This is a genomic window from Rhodococcus sp. ACPA1, assembly GCF_002300195.1.
GTDB lineage: Bacteria > Actinomycetota > Actinomycetes > Mycobacteriales > Mycobacteriaceae > Rhodococcus_F > Rhodococcus_F opacus.
On sequence record NZ_NSDX01000006.1, the window covers coordinates 594,056 to 612,911 of the forward strand.

Below are 18,856 nucleotides of genomic sequence, written 5' to 3' on the forward strand. Positions count from 1 at the left end.
CGCCCGGCACCGCAGGATCGTTGCGGTGCCGGGAAACGCTGTCGGGTAGGGGGATCGTCCCTCAAATCGTACTGGTGCGGAGCACGTGCTGGGCTCCGTGCCGATTCTGATAAGGATGACGTGGCGCTTCGCGCTCGCAGTGCCCGATTGTGTTCCTCCCGGCGCGACGACGCATGACCGCGGCGCCGATCCCTTCCAAGGGCGGGATTGTCGTTGCCAGCGCACGTGCCAGCCGCATGGCCTCCGGCAGTACCTCGTGTGGATGGACGACCCTGTCGATCATTCCGCAACGCAGTGCCGTCTCCGGCTCGAGCGCGTCGCGAAGAAGCACCGACCTGGCCAGGAGACGGCCTCCGAGTGCCCTCGCGTCGGGATCGCAGTCCGCGTATCGTCCCATTCCCCGCGACCCGAGCGAGGCGTGAGAACTGACGATGGCTGCGTCGCATGCCAAGATGAGATCGAGGCCTCCACCCGAGGCCGAGCCGTTCACGGCTGCAATCAGCGGTTTGCCCATGTCATGTCGGACGAAGCCGCCGAACCCCCATTCCGGGTGTCCGGGTGCGTCGATGCTGTGCCCGGCGGTCAGGGCGGCCAGATCCGCCCCCTCACAGAAGGTATCTCCCGCACCTGTGAGGATTCCGACCCGAAGGTCGGGAGAGTGGGCCAGTGTTTCCATCGCCGCGCCGACCGCAGCGGAGACGTCCGAGTTGACGACGTTGCGGACCTCGGGACGATTGAGGGTTATCACTGCGATCGGACCGTGCCGCGCCAGGAACGCCGCACCACGGCGATCCCATTTCCCGGACTTCTCCACCGTCACAGCACATCACCGCCAAGTCTGCGCAGGTGTCGCAGTGCGGATTGGGCGGCGTTGAATCCGCTCATCCCGTGGGCGCCGGCTCCCGGCGGCGTGGACGCCGAACACAGGTAGGTGCCGGGGATCCCGGTGCTGTACGGGTCGAGGGCGATACGTGGGCGCAGCACCACCTGGGTTTCGCTGTTGGCGCCGCCGATGATGTCACCGCCGACGTAGTTGGCGTTCGACTCGGCGAGCTTCACGGGCCCACTGCTGACCGTGGCGACGATGCGGTCGCGGAAGCCGGGGGCGAATCGTTCGATCTGCGCGGTGACCGCCTCCGTCGCGTCGCCCGTGTAGCCTTGCGGGACATGGGCGTACGCGTAGAGCGGATGCAGGGTTCCTTTCGATCGGCTGGGGTCGGCGAGGTACTGCTGTCCGACGAGGACGAATGGCCGCTGCGGCATCTTCCCCGTCGCGACGTCGCGTTCGGAGGTGGCGATCTCGGCGAAGTTCCCACCCAGGTGGACGGTCCCGGCGCGGCCGCAGTCCGGGTTGCGCCAGGGCACCCCGCCCTCGACGGCGAAGTCGACCTTGAATGCCGCCGGCCCGTGCCGGAACCGGCGATACGCCCGCGCGACCCTGTCGGGGACACGTTCACCGAGGATACGCAGTGCGGCGGACGGTGCCAGGTCGAGCAGGACGACGTCCGCCGGGGGGATATCGGCGACACTGTTCACCCGGACGCCGGTGGTGATCTTGCCGCCCCGGTCGGTGAGCAGGGCTGCGAGTGCGCCGGTGATCGATTGCGATCCGCCCTCGGCGACCGGCCACCCGTAACGGTGGCCGGCGGCGACGATCATCATCCCGACCGCGGACGTCGCGGGCCGGTCGAGGCGGTAGTAGGCGTGCGCGGCGGCACCGCCGAACAGTGCGCGGGCCTTGTCGGTGCGCCACCAGCGGGCCGTCACCGTGGCCGGGAGTAACGCCCGGGGCCCGAAGCCGGCGAGCCGCAGCGGATGCCGGGGCACGTTCGCGATCGGACGCATCAGGTCTGCGGCAAGATCGTCGAAGCCGTCGGCGAGTCCGCCGAACATGCGCTGCCAGCGGGCGCCGTCCTCGCCGAGTCCGGCGGCGGTCGCCGCGATCGACCGGTGCAGCAACCCTGCCTCACCGGAGTCGAGGGGGTGGGCGCAGTCGATCTCCGGCCACTTCCACGTCAACCCGTACCGGCCGAGGTCGAGGGTCTGCAAATACGGCGACCCGGCACCCATCGGGTGGAACGCCGAGCACTCGTCGTGCAGCAGTCCGGGGACGGTGAGTTCGCCGGAGCGGGTGCCGCCGCCGATGGTGTCGGCGGCCTCGAGGACCTGGACGTCGACGCCGTGCCGGGCGAGGTGGACCGCGGCGGCGAGCCCGTTGGGCCCGCTGCCGACGACGACTGCGGTGGTCACCGCAGCACTCCGCTGCCCTCGTCACCATGAAGGGACGAATTGGTGGCGTGCTTGCTGCGCATCCTCGGTTCCGACAGCGAGCCGGGATCGGTGATCGCCCGGTCGGCGTCGATGTCCAACGTCCACCGCACATCGAACGGAATGGGACCGTTCGGCAGCCACGGCTGCTCGTTGATCGCGTCGGACACCTTGTACGTTCCCCGCTCGATGACACCGAGGGCGGCGTCGATCACCTTGTACTCCTGGATGCCCTTGTGGATGGGCTGCGATTCGATCCACGCGATCAGGAACTCGCCGGGCGCGAAGTTGCAGCGCCGCTGAATGGCAGCGATGAGGTGCTCGTTGTGCAGGTGGCCGTCACCGAAGTTGAATGCCACCAGCGAGTTACAGCTGAACTCGGCCTCCCGGAGGGAGTAGGTGTCGATGTGGTCACCGAGATGCCGACTCATCAGCGACAACAGGGCGCGGCCCTGACTGTGCATCGACCGCCAGCCGAGCAGCTGGTGCATCACGACGTCGGCCACCTCGGGCGGATAGGTCGCCAGCAACTGGGTGCGGGTGTTCTGACTGGGCCGCTTGATGAACTGGTCGAGTTTGTCCTCCGCACCCGGGGCGAACGCCCAGGTCGCCGAGGCCCAGTTTCCTGCGTACTGCCGCATCGAGGGCAGGAACGACACGAGGTCGGGGCGCAGATTGCCGAGGATCGGGAAGAACACCGGCGCGGCGACGATCGCGGCGAGCAGCAGCGGTGAGGAGACGTCCCCCAGCCCGAAACCGGCGGCGTTCGGGAAACCGAGGAACAGGAACACTGCCGCATACGCGAACAGCAGGTTCCATTCGAGGGGGACCGCGAGCGGGAATGTGGACAGGATGAACAGGTGGAACGCCACCATCAACGCAACCGCGAGCAGGGTGATGGTGCCATTCGTGGTGAACAGCAGCACCAGTGGAGTGACCACCTCGACGACGGTGCCCAGGACGTGGGCGACGCCGCCGGCGACGATGGACGGCCGCAGGTCGTTCGGGAAGCTGCGGTAGTGGGCGCGCTTGATCGTCTTCGACGGCAACCAGGGGGTGTTGGACAGCATCGGCGGCACGACCATCGAGAAGTGGTGGCCGAGTTTCGAGATGCCGGCGCCGACCCACACCGACACGATGAGCAGCTTCAGCGCGACGATCATGTCCACGAACGGAAGGACACCGAAGAAGACGACGGCCGGGAAGTACTGCTCGCCGCGGGCGGCGATGAAGATGACCTTGTCGCGCAGCCCGATCACGATCAGCAGCGCGATCAGTGGCAACAGAAGCGTGGGGTTCACCAGACCGTGGTTGCCGGGCAGCGCCGCGTCGACAGACGGTGTGTGCACGCCGGCGAACCCGAGCGCCAGGGCGATGTTGACGAGGATGGCGAGATAGACGAGAACATCGAACACGGTGCGGGTGTCACCGGACGTCAGCGGCACCTTCCCCGGCCACGGTGGCAGGCGAATGGTTCCCGGCCGGAGCCAGAACAGGGCGCCGCCCATCATCGGGTTGAAGTGGCCTGCGAGCGGACCCCAGGAACCGCCCAGGCCGAGGGTCTCGACCAGCAGCGTCCACAGGATGAGCTTCTGGTAGACGATGGGTGCGTTCCACCACAAACCGACGTCGAGCACGTTGTATCCGGACGTGAACGTCGCGATCGACAGGCCGGCGGCGATGTACAGGACGAGCAACTTCAGAATGTAGATGGAGTGCACCATCTTCGGGGTGCCGAAGCCGTAGTCGACCCAGTGGGTCGACATGGCTCGGATCCGGTCGAAGAAGGGGCGGTCGAGGAATGTTGCGGGGTCTACGTCGGGGAAGTTCCCGGTTTTGAATCCCATCGGATGCTCCTGGATAGGGCGGGTGGAGGGTAGGTGTCATCGCCTCGGGGGTGTCCCGAGTTGCGGCAGGGTGTTGTGGTGAGCGGTGAGAGCCGGTTGCTCATCCCCTCGTGGCTGCGGGTTGCGGGCGGTGACGGCTGCGCAGCCCTGGCTTGTCGATCTTGCCGACGGGGTTGCGCGGCAAGGCGTCGACGATGTGTATGGCTACGGGCAGTTTGACTTTCGTGAGCCGGTCGCGCAGGTGCTCGGTGAGCTGGTCCTCGGTGACCGGACTGTCGGGGTAGGTGACGACGTAGGCGACGGGCACCTCGCCGTACACCTCGTTTGGCGCTCCCACCACGGCCGCCTCGAGGGCGCCGTCGTGAGTGGCGAGTGCGTTTTCGATCTCCTTGGGGTAGATGTTCTCGCCGCCCCGGATGATCATGTCCTTGACGCGGTCGACGAGGGTGAGGTAGCCGTCTTCGTCGAGTCGGCCGACGTCGCCCGTGTGGAGCCATCCGTCGACGATCGTCCGCTCGGTCTCCTCGGGACGCCCCAGATAGCCGTGCATCACGTTGGCGCCGCGGACGACGACCTCGCCGACCGATCCCGGGGGGAGCAGAGCGCCCGAATCGTCCATGATCGCGAGGGTCTGCTTCGGCAGTGCGGGCCCCACGGAGCCGAGTTTCCGGACGCCGGCAGGCGGGTTGCACGCCGATGCGCACGTGCCCTCGGTGAGCCCGTACCCTTCGACGATCACCAGGCCGAAGCGCTGTTCGGCGCGGTCGAGAAGTTCCTTGGAGATCGGCGCGGCGCCGCAGACGGCGAACCGCAACGAGGACGTGTCGGTGACGATCTCGTCGGGTTGTGACGCGAGCAGTGCATAGATCGTCGGGACCGCGGAGAAGTAGGTCGGCCGCAGCCGGGCGACGTCGTCGCAGAATCGGGCCGGGGAAAACCGTCCGGTGACGCTCAGTTGCCCTCCGGTCAGCATCGGCGCGAGAAAGCTGACACAGATCGCGTTGACGTGGAACAGCGGCAGGATGAGGAGGCAGTGGTCGTCGGGGGTCAGTGAAAGATGCTCGGCCAGAGAAGAACTCATGAACTGCAGGTTGTCGTGGGTGAGCATGACACCCTTAGGTCGCCCCGTCGACCCCGACGTGTAGATCAGTAGTGCGACGTCACTTCCGCCCGGGTGGAGGCCCGGGGTCGGCCCCGGAGGCTGGGACGCGGCCATCTCGTCGACCGCGATCGACGGACGACCGGCGGTCGGGGCGTCCGGTCCCTCGTTCACGACGAGGACGGCGTCGGCGTCGGCGATCTGGTACTCCGCTTCCACGGCGGTGAAGGTGGGATTGACCGGTGTCGCGGCCGCACCGAGCCGCCAGGCCGCCATCAGCACGACGAGCAGCTCCACCCTGTTCGGCAGCATCACCGCGACGACGTCACCCTTGCCGACCCCGTGTTCGCTCAGCTGTGCCGCGAACGCATCCACGCGATCGGCGAACTGCCGGTACGTGAGGTCGAGGTGGTCGTCGCGCAGGCACGGTGCGTCACCGTGCGTGGTCGCGAGGTCCCAGGTGAAATAGCCGATGTCGGACACTGTTTCGATCCCCTTCGCTCTGCCGTGTGATCCACGACACTATGCGGAGGGAGTGTGGTCCGAAATATTCCGCCGGGCTCGAGTTCGCCCCAGGCTTTGTCCGCGGCGGACAGTGCGGACTGCTACGTGGCGGCGGGAACCCACCGTGGGTCGCGGCCGGTGAGGCCGAGCAGTTGTTCGAGCAGTGGGGCGGAGTGTGGAACGGTCACCGGTGGCCCGAACAGTCCAGGTGTGCCGTGGGGGTTCTGGTCGGCCGATGACTTCGCGAACTCGTATGCGGCGCCGAGTAGTTCTGGTGTGCAGTGGAAGTTCTGGCCGGTGGCGACGGCGAGGTCCCAGCCGTGCACGACGATCTCGTCCACCGCGACCACTCCTGCGATGTCGGCCGGTAGGTCGAGTCCACCTGCCTGGGTCATCCCGTGCCATGCAGGCTCCTCGCGCCAGGCTCCGGCCAGAGCGGCCAGACGCTGCGGGATCCGGGTGCGCCAGTCGGTGCCGAGGCGAGCGGAGTCGGCTGAGGGCGGTTGGCTGCCCCCGGCCGGCGGGGTCTTCGTCGCGGCGGCGGTGAACGCGAGTGACAGCCCGTCGATGTGGTCGAGGAGATCACCGACGGTGAGCTCCGGGCACGGTGTCGGTGCGGTGAGTTGGTCGTCGCGCACGGACTCGACGAGAGCGGCCATCACGCCGGCGGCGGGTTGGAGATCGAACATCTTCAGCACTCCTCGCGTCGGTCACTGGAAGATCGGTGGAGGTCCCACGTTACGGCGGGCTGCAATGATGGAGGTCGGAATCCGGGTCATCGGCATGAGGGGATCGAGCTCCCGGTGACCGGCCACGGCGGTGTTACCGGGAGGACTTGGCGATCAGTACTTCCCCTTCGAGTCCGTCGGGGTCGCGGAAGAAGATGCTCTCGACGCCGCCGAAGTCGTTGACGGTTCCGTCGCTCGCCGCCTCGTCGATCAGACGTTGCCGAATCGTGGCGAATGCTTCGTGAGAGGCGGCCTGCAGGCCGACATGATCGATGCGTCCCCGTCCCCACATGGGTGTTTGGCGCTCAGGTTCGGTGTTGCCTTCGATCACGAAGATGTTCAGCTCGGTGTGCGGGCCGATGCGGGTGATGGTCATCGTTTCGTTTCCGTCGTCGCCGTGGGTGCGTGTGGGTCCGACGTCGGCGTCGAACACGTCGGCGTAGAACCGGCCCAGGCGGGCAGCATCCTTGGAGATCCAGGCTATGTGGTTGACACCATCGAGCAGCACGTTGTTCTCCTGACCTTTCGGGTTGCAACGGCTGGTGAGGCCTCGATCGCGCAGGACCGTGCAGCCCCGCATAACTAGTGGTTGCGAAGCTCGTCGATGAGCTCCTTCTTGTTCAGTTTCGAATAACCCTGCAAACCCAGCTCTTTGGCACGTTTCTGGAGCTCGTCGACCGTCCAGTCCTCGTATGACCGCGACTTTCCGCCCGACTTTCCGACGTTCTCGCGCCCACGACTGGCCGCGGCGTTGGAGATTCGTGCGGCCTTCTCCTTGGAATCGCCCTTCTCGCGGAGTTCCTCGTACATCTCCTGGTCTTTGAGTTGGGGTTGCGAATCTTTGCGTGCCATCTCGTGTTCCTCCCATCCGAAACATCGACGCTGCTGCATCTTCCGCCTACCCGTGCCACAAGCGAATCAAACGTGACGCAACAGGACTACTCCGTGACGTCCGCAGTCCTCGCGGTCGGTGTTTTCGCCCCGCTCACGCTGGCCCTGGCGTGGGCCAATGCGCGGTTCCCGCGCGTGCGTGGGGTCACGCACGGTGTTCCCGTCATCATCGTTCGTGACGGGATACCCGACCTGCAGCGTCTGCGCACCGAGCGAATGTCGCTGGACGTCGAACCGGCGGATCGCAGAAATCGAGCTTGCCGTGCTGGGGACCAACGGCCGCGTCTCGTTCTTCACCCGGGCAGGCGGCGCGGGCGAAGGCGCCCCGGAGCAACCGGGCATCGCGTGAGATGCGGTGGGAGTGGTGCCTGCCCGGCGTCCCGTCCCTGGTTACCTCTTCGAGGTCAGTGACCTGAGAAAGAAGGCCAGGTTGGCGGGGCGTTCGGCGAGACGGCGCATGAAGTAGCCGTACCACTGCTCGCCGTAGGGCAGATAAACCCGCACGTGTTGCTGCTGCTCGACCAGACGCAACTGCTCGGTGTCCCGGATGCCGTGGAGCATCTGGATCTCGAATTCGTCGGCGGTGCGGCCCTTGGACTCGGCGAATTGCAGGGCCGCGCTGATCATGGCCGGATCGTGGGAGGCGACCATCGGGTAGCCCTGGCCGTTCATCAGGATCCGCAGGCACCGCAGGTATGCCCCGTCGACCGCGGTCTTCTCTTGATGGGCAACAGATGCGGGTTCCTTGTACGCGCCCTTGCACAGCCGGATCCGTGATCCGGGCCCGGAGAGGTCCTTGCAGTCCGTTTCGGTGCGCTTCAGGTACGCCTGCAGCACGGTGCCGAGCGACGGGAAGTCCTGCCGCAGTCCACCCACGATCGACAACGTCGAGTCCGTGGTGGTGTGGTCCTCGGCGTCGACCGTGACCCAGACGCCGGCCTCTTCGGCCGCGGTACAGATCTTGTGGGCGTTCTCGAGTGCCACCTTGTGGCCGTCGCGGGGCAGGAACTGTCCGAGCGCGGATAGCTTGAGGGACACCTCGATGCTGCGCGGCCGACCGCTGTTGTCGGTGGCCGGGGCATGCTGCGCCAGCGAGGACAGCAGCGTCGTGTAGTGCGAGACGGTGTTGTTGGCCTGGGCGAGGTCGGTGGTGTCTTCGCCGAGGTGGTCGATGCTGATGTAGCGGCCAGAGTCCAAGATCGAGGTGGTCGCGGCAACGGCCTGGTCCTCGGTTTCACCGGCGACGAACCGGTCGACCAGGTTGCGGGTCACCGGGATCTTGGTGACGGTGCGTTCCATGCGGGGCGAGCGGGCTGCGGCGAGCAGGGCGGGCCGGAGCAGGTCGGCGAATGCCATCAGATTTCCTCGGTAGTGGTGTCGGCGGCCTGGTGCGGGTAGTGGTGGTCGGTGGCCGGGACGAATGTTTCCTTGATGGTGCGGGCGGAGGCCCAGCGGAGCAGGTTCTGCGGGGAGCCGGCCTTGTCGTTGGTGCCCGACGCGCGTGCCCCACCGAAGGGCTGTTGTCCGACGACGGCGCCGGTGGGCTTGTCGTTGATGTAGAAGTTGCCGGCGGCGAATCGCAGGTCGTCGGTGGCCTGGGCGATCGCGGTGCGGTCGTCGGCGATGATCGACCCGGTCAGCGCGTACGCGGACCCCTTGTCGACCAGGTCGAGGGCCTTGTCGAACGATCCGGCGGCGGAGTCGTCGTAGACGTGGACGGACAGGATCGGTCCGAAGTATTCGGTGCGGAAGGCCTCGTCGGTGGGGTCGTCGCCGAGGAGAACGGTGGGGTCGACGAAGTAGCCGACGCTGTCGTCGACGTGGCCGCCGGCGGCGATGGTCAGGCTGGGGGTGGCCTTGGCGCGGGCGATGGCGTCGGCGTTGCGGTCGAAGGCCCGCTGGTCGATGACGGCGCCACCGAAGTTCGAGAAGTCTGTGACATCTCCGTATTTCAGTGTCGATGCCTTCTCGATGAAGTCGTTGCCCATCTTCGCCCACAGGGACTTGGGGACGAAGGCGCGGGAGGCCGCGGAGCATTTCTGGCCCTGGTAGTCGAACGCGCCGCGGATCAGTGCGGTGGTGAGGGTGTCGGGGTTGGCGGAGCTGTGGGCGAGGACGAAGTCCTTGCCGCCGGTCTCGCCGACCAGGCGGGGGTAGCTGTTGTAGTTCGAGATGTTGTTCCCGACTTGGCGCCACAGGTGCTGGAAGGTGGCGGTGGAGCCGGTGAAGTGGATTCCGGCGAGGCGGGGGTCGGCGAGGACGATGTCGGAGACCTCGGCGCCGGGGCCGTTGACGAGGTTGATCACACCCGGGGGCAGGCCTGCGGCCTCGAGCAGTTTCATCGTCCAGTACGCGGCGACGGCCTGGGTCTGCGAGGGCTTCCACACCACGGTGTTGCCCATCAGGGCGGGGGCGGTGGGCAGGTTGCCGGCGATGGCGGTGAAGTTGAACGGGGTGATGGCGTAGATGAAGCCCTCGAGGGAGCGGTATTCGAGCTTGTTCCACACGCCGGGGGAGGAGATCGGTTGGTCGGCGAGGATCTGGCGGGCGAACTGGACGTTGAAGCGCCAGAAGTCGATCAGCTCGCACGGGGTGTCGATCTCGGCCTGGTACGCGGTCTTCGACTGGCCGAGCATGGTTGCGGCGGCGAGGGTTTCACGCCACGGGCCGGACAGCAGGTCGGCCGCGCGCAGGAACACCGCGGCGCGGTCCTCGAAGGACAGTGCCCGCCAGCCCGGGGCAGCGGCGGTGGCGGCGGTGACGGCGTCCTGGATGTCCTGGGCGCCGGCATTGGTGAACGTGCCCAGGACCGCGGCGTGCCGGTGCGGCTGTACGACGTCGATCGCGGGGCCGGTGCCGCGCCGATGCACACCACCGATGACGTTGTGGATCTCGGTGGGGTTCGAACCCAGCTCGGCCAACTTCGACTGCAGCCGCACCCGTTCTGGGCTTCCCGGGGCGAAGGAGCCCACCGGCTCGTTGATCGGCTGGGGCGTGGTGGTGACGGCGTCCATGAAACCTCCTGCGAGATGTGGCGGCGAAAGAATCGCCGCTCGAACTAGACGTAGTCAACACCAGAACGGAGCCAAGATATTGAGCCAGCTCGACAAGAATGGGCGTTTTTGATTGTACTGTTGGCTAAACCTGATCCTCACCCTCCGAATGGAGCGATGCCGGTGATACCCGGAGATCGAAACCCTGCCGCGGCTCCCGCTGCTTCTGCCGAAACCATCACGCTGCGTGAACTTCTCCGTGCTCTCGACACCGCGGTCGTCGAGCTGATCGACGCTCCCGCGGGCGACGACGTCGTCGTCGCATCGATGGCGCTCGTCGACAGCTCCGACCTCACGGTCGAAACCGAATCGCAATCTCCGATGCAGGATTTGTATCTCCATGTCGGGGTTGCAGACGCCGACGCCGTGCGCTGGTTCGACGACGTCTCCGGGCGTGCGCGCGAGCACCGGCCGCATGCGGTGATGTCCAAGACGGCGCACGAGTCGAGCGCCGTGCAGGCTGCGGCGCGCCGTGCCGGCGTCGCCCTCGTGGCGGTGCACCCGAAGGCTCGATGGGATCACGTGTTCCCGCTGGTCCAGCGCATGCTCGACCGCTCTCGCCGCGAGCGTGGCGCACCTGCGGATCCCGATCTGCTCGCCACGGACACCGACCTGTTCGGCCTCGCGCAGATCGTCGCCCAGAACGCCGGGGGGATGGTCTCGATCGAGGACGCCCAGTCGAAGGTGCTCGCATACTCTGCCTCCGACGAAGCGGCAGACGAATTGCGAGCCTTGTCGATCCTCGGCCGCGAGGGCCCACGCGATTACCTGCGGACACTGCAGAAGTGGGGAGTGTTCGACCGGCTCCGCGAAAGCGACGAGGTCATCGACGTGCCCGCGCACGAGGAGCTCGCCACCAAGCGGCGCTTGGTGGTCAGCATCCGCCAGCCCACCGAGGACACCTCGACCGCACCCCGGCTTCTCGGTTCGATCTGGGTGCAACAAGGCGACGCACCGTTCGATCCCGATGCGGTGGACGTGTTGCGTGGCGCTTCGGCGATTGCAGCCCGGATCATCTCCCGAAGTCTCAACGTCCCCTCCACCGAGGGGCTGCTGGTCCAACGGTTGTTCGGTGCGCGTGGTGGGGGTGTCGACGTTCCCTCCGTGGCGAGTGCCCTGAACTTGCCGATGAGCGGCGCGGCGGCTGTCGTGGGCTTCGCGCCGACCGGATCGGTGAGCTCGACGGCCACCGGCGAGTTCGCCGGCATGGGCAGCATGCTCCGCCTGCATGCGAGCTCGTTCAGTCGCCATTCGGTCGCCACTGTGATCGGTGATCGCGCTTATGTGCTCCTTCCTCGCTACAAGTCCGCTGCGGGGGTCACCGCGTGGGCGCGGCAGCTCATCGACCAGTTCGAGGCCAAGCGGTCGATCGTGCTGCGGGCCGCCATCGCTGTCCCGGTTCCTGATCTCGCACAGGTGGCCGCGGCGCGCGTCGAGGTCGACAGGGTTCTCGACGGCACTGCCGCCACCTTCCCGGAGGGGCGGGTGACCACCCTCGCCGAATCCCGCACCGCGGTGTTGCTCGGGGAGATCCTCGACCTCGTCGGCGAGCACCCGGAACTGCACGATCCGCGCCTCGACGCGCTGTTCGACTACGACCGTAAGCATTCTTCCAACCTGTGCGAGAGCGCCGAGGCCTACCTCGCCGAGCACGGGGACGTCCGTAGCGCCGCCGCCGCACTGAGCGTGCATCCCAACACGCTGCGGTACCGGATCCGCCGAGTGGAAGAGATCATCGGGATCGGTCTGCAGGACGCCGCCGACCGACTGCTGTTCGAACTGCAACTTGCCGTGCACCGGCGCACGACACAGGAGAAGCCGCCGCGGAGCTGACGCGTTGGTCAGGTGATGACGGCAGACCAGATGTCGTCGACGGAGAGGCCTGAGTCGTCGCTGAGAACAGCTTGGGTGACAAGGAGTTTCCCGGTGTTGACCAGGTGAACGCGCATCGCGGCTTCGGCTCCGTCGGGGTCCCCGGCGATGATGGCATCGATGATGGGCGCATGCTCGTCGTCGATGTCGGTGAGAGTTCGGGTCCTGTCGGCGGTGTTGGCCCCGAGTAGCCGGGTGGTTTCACGCAGGGTCTTGACGATCGCGCGTGCGCGGGCGTTGTCGGCGGCGTCGAGGATCAGGTCGTGAAGCCCCAGATCATGATGGGCGAATTCGTGTTCATCGCCGCCGGCGGCAGCGTCCTGCATCAGGCGTCGCTGTCGCTGCAGTGCGTCCGAGAGCGTGGGGTCGGCCACGGTTGCGGCTTTGCGGACTGCGGGAAGTTCCAGGGCCAACCGGACTGCGAAGATCTCCGCGATCTCCTTCGGCCGGGGGAGGAGTATGCGGAAGCCCTGGCGTGCTTCGAACTTGATGAGTCCCACTTCTTCCAGGCGCAGTAGAGCGTCCCGCACCGGGGTTCGGGAAATGCCCAGACCCTCGGCGAGTTGGTAGACCGAGTACTTCACTCCCGGTTTCATGCGGCCGTCGTCGATGGCCGCCCGCACCGCCGCGATCGCCTGCTCCATCCGTCGTCCCGTGAACGGGGTGAGCGGTTCGAGTTCGAGCGCTTCGTCTGCCACCCGATCACTGTAACAACACGGGGCTGTTCGTAGCATGCTAGAGGTTGTAGCATGCTACGAATGATCTCCGCTGAATCACTGGCCGCTGAGCTGCGCAGTTCGGGAGTGAGCGACGTTCTCGCCGACGGCACGACCCGCGCTGCCTATTCGTCCGATGCGTCCCTGTACCGGGTGCGACCACTGGTCGTCGCGCGGCCGCGCCATGCCGACGAGGTGGCTGCCGCCCTCGCGGTGTGCCGCAGAGAGGGCGTGCCGCTGACCTCTCGCGGTGGCGGCACGTCCGTTGCGGGTAACGCTGTCGGGACGGGACTGATTCTCGACTTCAGCCGGCACATGAACCGGGTGCTCTCGATCGACAGGGACGCGCAGACCGCCACCGTCGAGCCGGGCACGATTCAGACGGTGCTGCAGCGGGCCGTTGCACCGCACGGCCTGCGATTCGGGCCCGACCCCTCGACGTTCACCCGCTGCACCATCGGCGGCATGATCGGAAACAATGCCTGCGGTTCGCGCACGCTCGGATACGGCCGGACCTCGGACAATGTGAAGGGTTTGCACGTGCTGACCGGAACCGGGGAGTCGTTGCACCTGGGTTCGGCCGGCGAGGTGACGGCCTCCCCGGCGCTGAGTGCATTGCAGCAGGTCACCCGCGCCGGTTTGGCGACCATTCGTACCGAGCTCGGGCAGTTCGGCCGTCAGGTGTCCGGATATGCCCTCGAACACCTCCTGCCGGAGAATCGGTTCGATGTGACCCGCATGCTTGTCGGCACGGAGGGCACCCTCGCGGTGGCAACTCGTGCGACAGTCCGCTTGGTATCCGAGCCCGCCCACCGCGTCCTGGTCGTGCTGGGATACGCCGACATCGCGTCGGCGGGCGACGCGACCCCGCTGGTGCTGAAGTTCGATCCGACCGCCTGCGAGGGTATCGATTCCCGGATCGTCGAGGTCGTGCGTGAGCGCCGCGGCCCGGACGCGGTTCCGCCGTTGCCCACCGGGGCGGCCTGGTTGTTCGTGGAGGTCGTCGGCGACGACCTCGACGAGACGATTACCAGGGCGCAGCAGGTCGGACGCGACTGCGGAGCCGTGGACAGCCTCGTGGTCACCGACGCGGGCCGTACCGCCCAGCTGTGGCGGATCCGCGCCGATGGTGCCGGACTCGCCGGCCGCAGTCCCGCCGGTCTGCCCGCGCACGCGGGGTGGGAGGACGCGGCAGTGCCGCCGGCCATGCTCGGCGACTACCTCCGCGACTTCGACGCCCTGATGGACGAATTCAACGTCACCGGCCTGCCGTACGGGCACTTCGGTGACGGATGTCTGCACGTGCGGATTGATTGGCCGCTCGACAAGCCCGGCGGCAGCGGCACCTTCCGGGACTTCCTGGTCGCGGCGAGCACACTCGTCGCCGGTTACGGCGGATCCCTGTCCGGTGAGCACGGGGACGGTCGCGCCCGCAGCGAACTGTTGCCACTGATGTACTCACCGGACGCGATGAATCTCTTCGCTGCCGTCAAGCACGTCTTCGACCCGGACAACATCCTCAACCCGGGTGTTGTGGTCGACCCCCGTCCGGTCGACGCGGACCTGCGCATTCCTGCAGCCCCGCTCCTGCGCCGCCACCTGGCCCTGGCCTACCACCACGACGACGGCGACTTCACCCAGGCGGTGCACCGCTGCACCGGCGTCGGAAAATGCCGGGCCGACAACACCGCCACCGGGGGAGTCATGTGCCCCTCGTATCAGGCGACCCGGGAGGAGAAGGACTCCACCCGCGGCCGCGCGCGCGTGCTGCAGGAGATGATCAACGGCACCGACATCGAGGGTGGCTGGCGATCGCCCGAAGTTCACGACGCCCTCGACCTGTGCCTGTCCTGCAAGGGGTGCTCCTCGGACTGCCCGACCGGTGTCGACATGGCCGCATTCAAATCCGAAGTGCTGCACCAGAGCTACAAGGGCCGCATCCGGCCCGCCTCGCACTACTCGCTGGGATGGCTCCCGCGATGGGCGAAGATCGCCAGCCGCGCGCCCGGTCTGGTCAACGCCACGATGCGCGTTCCCGGCATCGGACCGCTGGCGTTGTCTTCGGCCGGGGTGGACAAGCGCCGCACCATCCCACCATTCGCGAAGCAGACGTTCCGGTCCTGGTTCAAGGCCACGGAGAACGACCGTGCGACAACCGGTGACCCGGTGCTGCTGTTCGTGGACTCGTTCACCAATTACTTCACCCCCGAGGTCGGGCACTCAACGGTGCAGGTGCTCGAGGCCGCCGGCTACCGGCCGCAACTGACCGACAAGCAGCAGTGCTGCGGGCTCACCTGGATCTCCACCGGCCAGCTCACTGCGGCGAAGAAGATCCTCGGCCGCACCGTGGACGCTCTGTCCGGTAGTGCCGCGGCCGGAATTCCGATCGTCGGAATGGAGCCGTCCTGCACGGGTGTGTTGCGCTCGGACGCCGCGGAACTGCTCGGTCGGACGACGGCCGAACCGGTCGCCGACGCAACCCGCACCCTCGCGGAACTGTTGACGGACCGAGGGTGGGAACCGCCGTCTCTCGAAGGCAAGTCCGTTGTCGCACAGCCGCACTGCCACCACCATTCGGTGATGGGGTGGAGTCCGGACGCGCAGCTTCTGGAGAAGGCCGGTGCACAGGTTCAGCGGCTGGGCGGCTGCTGCGGATTGGCCGGCAACTTCGGTGTGGAGAAGGGGCATTACGAGGTGTCGGTCGCCGTCGCCGAGCAGCAGCTCCTGCCGGCCGTGGCGGGGGCGGACTCGGACACCACGATTCTGGCCGACGGCTACTCCTGCCGGACCCAGTTGTCGGATCTGACCGATCGTCGCGGTGACCACTTGGCGCAGTTGCTCGCCGCGCAACTCGACGCCGATGCTACGCGCCGACGGGACTGACCATCGGTGGTCCCTCGGATCGGAAACGTCGAGAGGGGTGCTCCTGCACAGCATGTGCGGGAGCACCCCTCTCGGGTGTGCACACAAACAACGGGGGTGGCGGCGGGAGACCGTGGGTCTCACTCGCCGCCACCCCGGGTGCTACTTCGAGGCGGGCCTGGTGATCGGCCCAGGAGCGGGAACGGAGATGTTGTCCGCGAGCGGACTCTGTGGGTTGATGCGACGGCGAAGCCGGTAGGCGATCAACGTCGCGATAAGGGCTCCGACGCTCAGGGAGATCTGCGAACGGGACGATTCGACGTAGAACATCGACACCAGCACGGCGAGGATGCCGCCGGCGGCGAGGATGGACAGGTAGGGGAACAGCCACATCTTCAGGCGGAGTCGGGCGACTTCTTCGCGGGTCATCAGGCCGCGCAGTTTGATCTGCGACATCGCGATCATGAGGTAGACCATCAGGATGGTGGCGCCGGAGGCGTTGAGCAGGAAGGCGAAGACGGTTTCGGGGGAGAGGTAGTCGAGGCCGATGCAGGCGAAGCCGACGAGGGTTGCGAGGAGCAGCGAGTTGCGGGGGACGCCGTGCTTGTCCAGCCTTGCGATGCTCTGTGGCGCATCGCCTTTGTGCGCGAGGGTGAAGAGCATCCGCGAGGAGGTGTAGAGGCCGGAGTTCAGGCAGGACAGTACGGCGACGAGCACCACAGCGTTCATGATGTCGGGTCCACCGGGAATGCCCATGTGGGTGAGGGCGTCGACGAACGGCGACTGGCCGACCTTGACGTCGGTCCAGGGCACGATGATGGCGAGCAGCAGCACGGAGCCGATGTAGAAGAATCCGATGCGGGCGATCACGGAGTTGGTGGCCTTGGCGACGGCCTTCTCCGGTTCGGCGGATTCGGCGGCGGCGATGGTGGCGATTTCGGGACCGACCATGGAGAAGACGGCGACGACGACGCCGGAGAGGATGACGGTCCAGCCGTTGGGGGTGAAGCCGCCGTGATCGGTGAGGTTGGAGAAGTCGGCGGAATGGCTGGGCCACAGCCCGAAGACGTAGGCGGCACCGAGGCCGAGGAACAGCAGGATCGCGGCGACCTTGATGCCTGCGAACCAGTATTCGAACTCGCCGAAGTTGCGGACCGAGCGGAGGTTGGTGGCGACCATGGCCAGCAACAGGACGACGGCCATCACCCAGGAGGGCAGGTCGATCCAGCGTTGCAGCAGTTTGCCGCCGATGACGGCTTCGGCGCCCACCGCGACGACCCAGAAGAACCAGTACAGCCAGCCGGTCGTGAAGCCGGCCCACCCCCCGAACGCCTTGCGCGCATAGCCGGCGAACGATCCGGTCGACGGGTTGGTGGTGGCCATTTCGCCGAGCATGCGCATCACGAGGACGATGACGACACCGGTGATGGCGTACGACACGAATGCAGCGGGGCCGGAGGTGTGCAGCAGGGCGCTCGAGCCCACGAAGAGGCCGGCGCCGATGACACCCCCGATCGCGATCATGGTGAGGTGTCGTTGTTTCAGAGACTTCTGCAACGTCTCGGGCGGTTGTTCGAGAGTGGACATCAAACGCTCCAAAGGTCGAGTCGGACACGAGATCGAAAGCGTGAACTGTGCCCCGGTGGTCGCAGGCGTGATCGGACGCCGCGATACCGTGACGGTCCGAGGTCGGAAATGCCGTCCAGGTCCCGGCGAGATGGCGAACTTCCGTTCGTGTGTGATCAACGTAACGGCCAATCACGTAGCATGCTAGGGACAGGTGCCAGAACTTTCCGCCCCGGCAGTCAGACACATGTATGGCCGACTCCGAATGATCGCCACAGTTATCGCTCACGAAAATACGCAGTTCACGGAGATGGTGAAGTGAATCTCGATGAAGTGGTCACCGAGGTGGCCGAACGCCTGGCGGCATCAGTGGTCCTGGTCGACCGGGCCTTTTCGCTGATCGCCTACAGCACCCAGTCACCGGACGTCGACAAAGATCGGGTGCAGTCGATCCTCACCCGCAGTTGCCCGCCGGAGGCGCGTGCGTGGTACGAAAGTTTCGGGATTGCCGATACCACGCGCCCAGTGATTACGCCAGAGAATCCAGATATCGAGGCGTCGTCGCGGATCTGCCTTCCGGCCCGCTACGCAGGCACGGCATTCGGATATCTGTTCGTCTTGCCGGATGAGAACAGCGCAGTGTCCGATGGCGATCTCACCGCCGCAATGTCCCTGGCAGGGCAGGCCGGCGCACAACTCGCACGCACCTCCCGGGGCCGGGACGATATGGCGGTCGCCGTCGCAGACCTCCTCGAAGGTGACCGAAAGGCATTCGCCCGTGCGATTACTCGCATCGAAGACTCCGGACTCTTTCCGGACGGCAGCGCGTTGACCGTGCTGGCTGTCGATGGTCTCCTGCCCGCCCCCGGCACACGCACTCTGCCGGCACCGATCGGATCGCTGACCGCGGTCATGGTTCCCGCCGGCGACGGCGCCGTCGACCCCGTTCGGGCCATTGCCGAAAGCGGCGCGGGTGCCGGTGCTCTGGTCGGGGTGGGGGGTTCGTATCGGGGGTTGCGATCTGCGCGCCGAAGCTGGCAGCAGGCCAAACTCGGCGTCCGGGTCGCCCGGCACGACGAATCGATGGGACCGATCGCCTACTGGGAAGAACTGGGCATCTACCGGCTGTCGTCCTGCGGGCCCACCAGCGTCCTCGCCGATGCAGTCCTCACCCCGTCCGTGCGGGCCCTGCTCGACCACCGCAACATCGACCTGCTCGTCACCGCGCAGACCTACCTGGACCAGGCCGGTGACACCGGCGCAACGGCCGGTGTCCTCGGCATTCACCGTCAGACGCTGTACTACCGCCTCGCGAAGATCGAGGAAATCACCGGCCTCGATCTCTCGGTGGGTGCGCAGCGCCTCGAGTTGCATGTCGGCCTCACCCTCGGGCGCTTCATCTTCGAGCACCTCGGAACCGACGAGGGCCGCAACGGCGAGCAGACCTGAC

Annotated in this window: 14 protein-coding genes; 3 read left to right on the plus strand and 11 right to left on the minus strand. The window is 66.7% G+C overall.

The window, feature by feature from the left end; translation table 11 throughout:
- Positions 1 to 61: 61 nt before the first annotated feature.
- The 9 genes from CJ177_RS32165 to pruA form a co-directional block, all read right to left on the minus strand.
- Positions 62 to 820 (minus strand): enoyl-CoA hydratase/isomerase family protein, encoded by a 759-nt coding sequence (locus tag CJ177_RS32165; protein WP_095869469.1) that lies wholly within the window; start codon positions 818 to 820, stop codon positions 62 to 64.
- Positions 817 to 2,250: an NAD(P)/FAD-dependent oxidoreductase gene (locus CJ177_RS32170; RefSeq protein WP_095869470.1), complete on the minus strand. Its 1,434-nt coding sequence runs from the start codon at positions 2,248 to 2,250 to the stop codon at positions 817 to 819. Before CJ177_RS32170 ends, CJ177_RS32165 begins: the two co-directional genes overlap by 4 nt.
- Entirely contained in the window at positions 2,247 to 4,115 is a 1,869-nt protein-coding gene (locus tag CJ177_RS32175) for a DUF3556 domain-containing protein (protein ID WP_095869471.1), read from the minus strand. The genes CJ177_RS32170 and CJ177_RS32175 overlap by 4 nt, the downstream gene beginning before the upstream one ends.
- A gap of 100 nt (positions 4,116 to 4,215) precedes the next feature.
- A complete protein-coding gene (locus tag CJ177_RS32180; RefSeq protein ID WP_095869472.1) occupies positions 4,216 to 5,697 on the minus strand; it encodes a class I adenylate-forming enzyme family protein in 1,482 nt (493 codons plus the stop codon).
- Positions 5,698 to 5,819: 122 nt separating this feature from the next.
- The gene (locus tag CJ177_RS32185) at positions 5,820 to 6,407 is read right to left on the minus strand and encodes a TIGR03086 family metal-binding protein (RefSeq protein WP_005242158.1); all 588 of its coding nucleotides are present in this window, start codon (positions 6,405 to 6,407) and stop codon (positions 5,820 to 5,822) included.
- A gap of 133 nt (positions 6,408 to 6,540) precedes the next feature.
- A complete protein-coding gene (locus CJ177_RS32190; RefSeq protein WP_095869541.1) occupies positions 6,541 to 6,954 on the minus strand; it encodes a VOC family protein in 414 nt (137 codons plus the stop codon).
- 74 nt (positions 6,955 to 7,028) lie between these two features.
- Entirely contained in the window at positions 7,029 to 7,298 is a 270-nt protein-coding gene (locus CJ177_RS32195; protein ID WP_005242156.1) for a Rho termination factor N-terminal domain-containing protein, read from the minus strand.
- A 429-nt stretch (positions 7,299 to 7,727) separates the two neighbouring features.
- Positions 7,728 to 8,693 (minus strand): proline dehydrogenase family protein, encoded by a 966-nt coding sequence (locus CJ177_RS32205; RefSeq protein WP_095869473.1) that lies wholly within the window; start codon positions 8,691 to 8,693, stop codon positions 7,728 to 7,730.
- Entirely contained in the window at positions 8,693 to 10,351 is a 1,659-nt protein-coding gene (pruA, locus tag CJ177_RS32210) for an L-glutamate gamma-semialdehyde dehydrogenase (protein ID WP_095869474.1), read from the minus strand. The genes CJ177_RS32205 and pruA overlap by 1 nt, the downstream gene beginning before the upstream one ends.
- 156 nt (positions 10,352 to 10,507) lie before the next feature.
- Here pruA and CJ177_RS32215 point away from each other — a divergent pair, with 156 nt between their 5' ends.
- Positions 10,508 to 12,223 (plus strand): CdaR family transcriptional regulator, encoded by a 1,716-nt coding sequence (locus tag CJ177_RS32215; protein ID WP_095869475.1) that lies wholly within the window; start codon positions 10,508 to 10,510, stop codon positions 12,221 to 12,223.
- A gap of 8 nt (positions 12,224 to 12,231) precedes the next feature.
- Here CJ177_RS32215 and CJ177_RS32220 read toward each other — a convergent pair whose 3' ends face one another.
- Positions 12,232 to 12,960: a GntR family transcriptional regulator gene (locus tag CJ177_RS32220; RefSeq protein ID WP_061699442.1), complete on the minus strand. Its 729-nt coding sequence runs from the start codon at positions 12,958 to 12,960 to the stop codon at positions 12,232 to 12,234.
- 51 nt (positions 12,961 to 13,011) lie between these two features.
- Here CJ177_RS32220 and CJ177_RS32225 point away from each other — a divergent pair, with 51 nt between their 5' ends.
- Positions 13,012 to 15,861 (plus strand): FAD-binding and (Fe-S)-binding domain-containing protein, encoded by a 2,850-nt coding sequence (locus CJ177_RS32225; protein WP_095869476.1) that lies wholly within the window; start codon positions 13,012 to 13,014, stop codon positions 15,859 to 15,861.
- Positions 15,862 to 16,002: 141 nt separating this feature from the next.
- Here the strand turns inward: CJ177_RS32225 and CJ177_RS32230 are convergent, their stop codons facing one another.
- Positions 16,003 to 17,427 (minus strand): amino acid permease, encoded by a 1,425-nt coding sequence (locus CJ177_RS32230; RefSeq protein ID WP_061699440.1) that lies wholly within the window; start codon positions 17,425 to 17,427, stop codon positions 16,003 to 16,005.
- 297 nt (positions 17,428 to 17,724) lie between these two features.
- Between CJ177_RS32230 and CJ177_RS32235 the strand changes: the two genes are divergently transcribed.
- On the plus strand, positions 17,725 to 18,855 hold the full coding sequence (locus tag CJ177_RS32235) for a CdaR family transcriptional regulator (protein WP_005242146.1): 1,131 nt from the start codon (positions 17,725 to 17,727) through the stop codon (positions 18,853 to 18,855).
- Position 18,856 lies beyond the last annotated feature (1 nt).

What these genes read in the sequence shown, in the direction of transcription:
- CJ177_RS32230 (WP_061699440.1), bottom strand. Translation starts at nt 17,427, where the DNA reads ATGTCCACTCTCGAACAACCGCCCGAGACGTTGCAGAAGTCTCTGAAA.
- CJ177_RS32175 (WP_095869471.1), bottom strand. Translation starts at nt 4,115, where the DNA reads ATGGGATTCAAAACCGGGAACTTCCCCGACGTAGACCCCGCAACATTC.
- CJ177_RS32225 (WP_095869476.1), top strand. Translation starts at nt 13,012, where the DNA reads ATGCTACGAATGATCTCCGCTGAATCACTGGCCGCTGAGCTGCGCAGT.
- CJ177_RS32185 (WP_005242158.1), bottom strand. Translation starts at nt 6,407, where the DNA reads ATGTTCGATCTCCAACCCGCCGCCGGCGTGATGGCCGCTCTCGTCGAG.
- CJ177_RS32195 (WP_005242156.1), bottom strand. Translation starts at nt 7,298, where the DNA reads ATGGCACGCAAAGATTCGCAACCCCAACTCAAAGACCAGGAGATGTAC.
- pruA (WP_095869474.1), bottom strand. Translation starts at nt 10,351, where the DNA reads ATGGACGCCGTCACCACCACGCCCCAGCCGATCAACGAGCCGGTGGGC.
- CJ177_RS32215 (WP_095869475.1), top strand. Translation starts at nt 10,508, where the DNA reads ATGCCGGTGATACCCGGAGATCGAAACCCTGCCGCGGCTCCCGCTGCT.
- CJ177_RS32205 (WP_095869473.1), bottom strand. Translation starts at nt 8,693, where the DNA reads ATGGCATTCGCCGACCTGCTCCGGCCCGCCCTGCTCGCCGCAGCCCGC.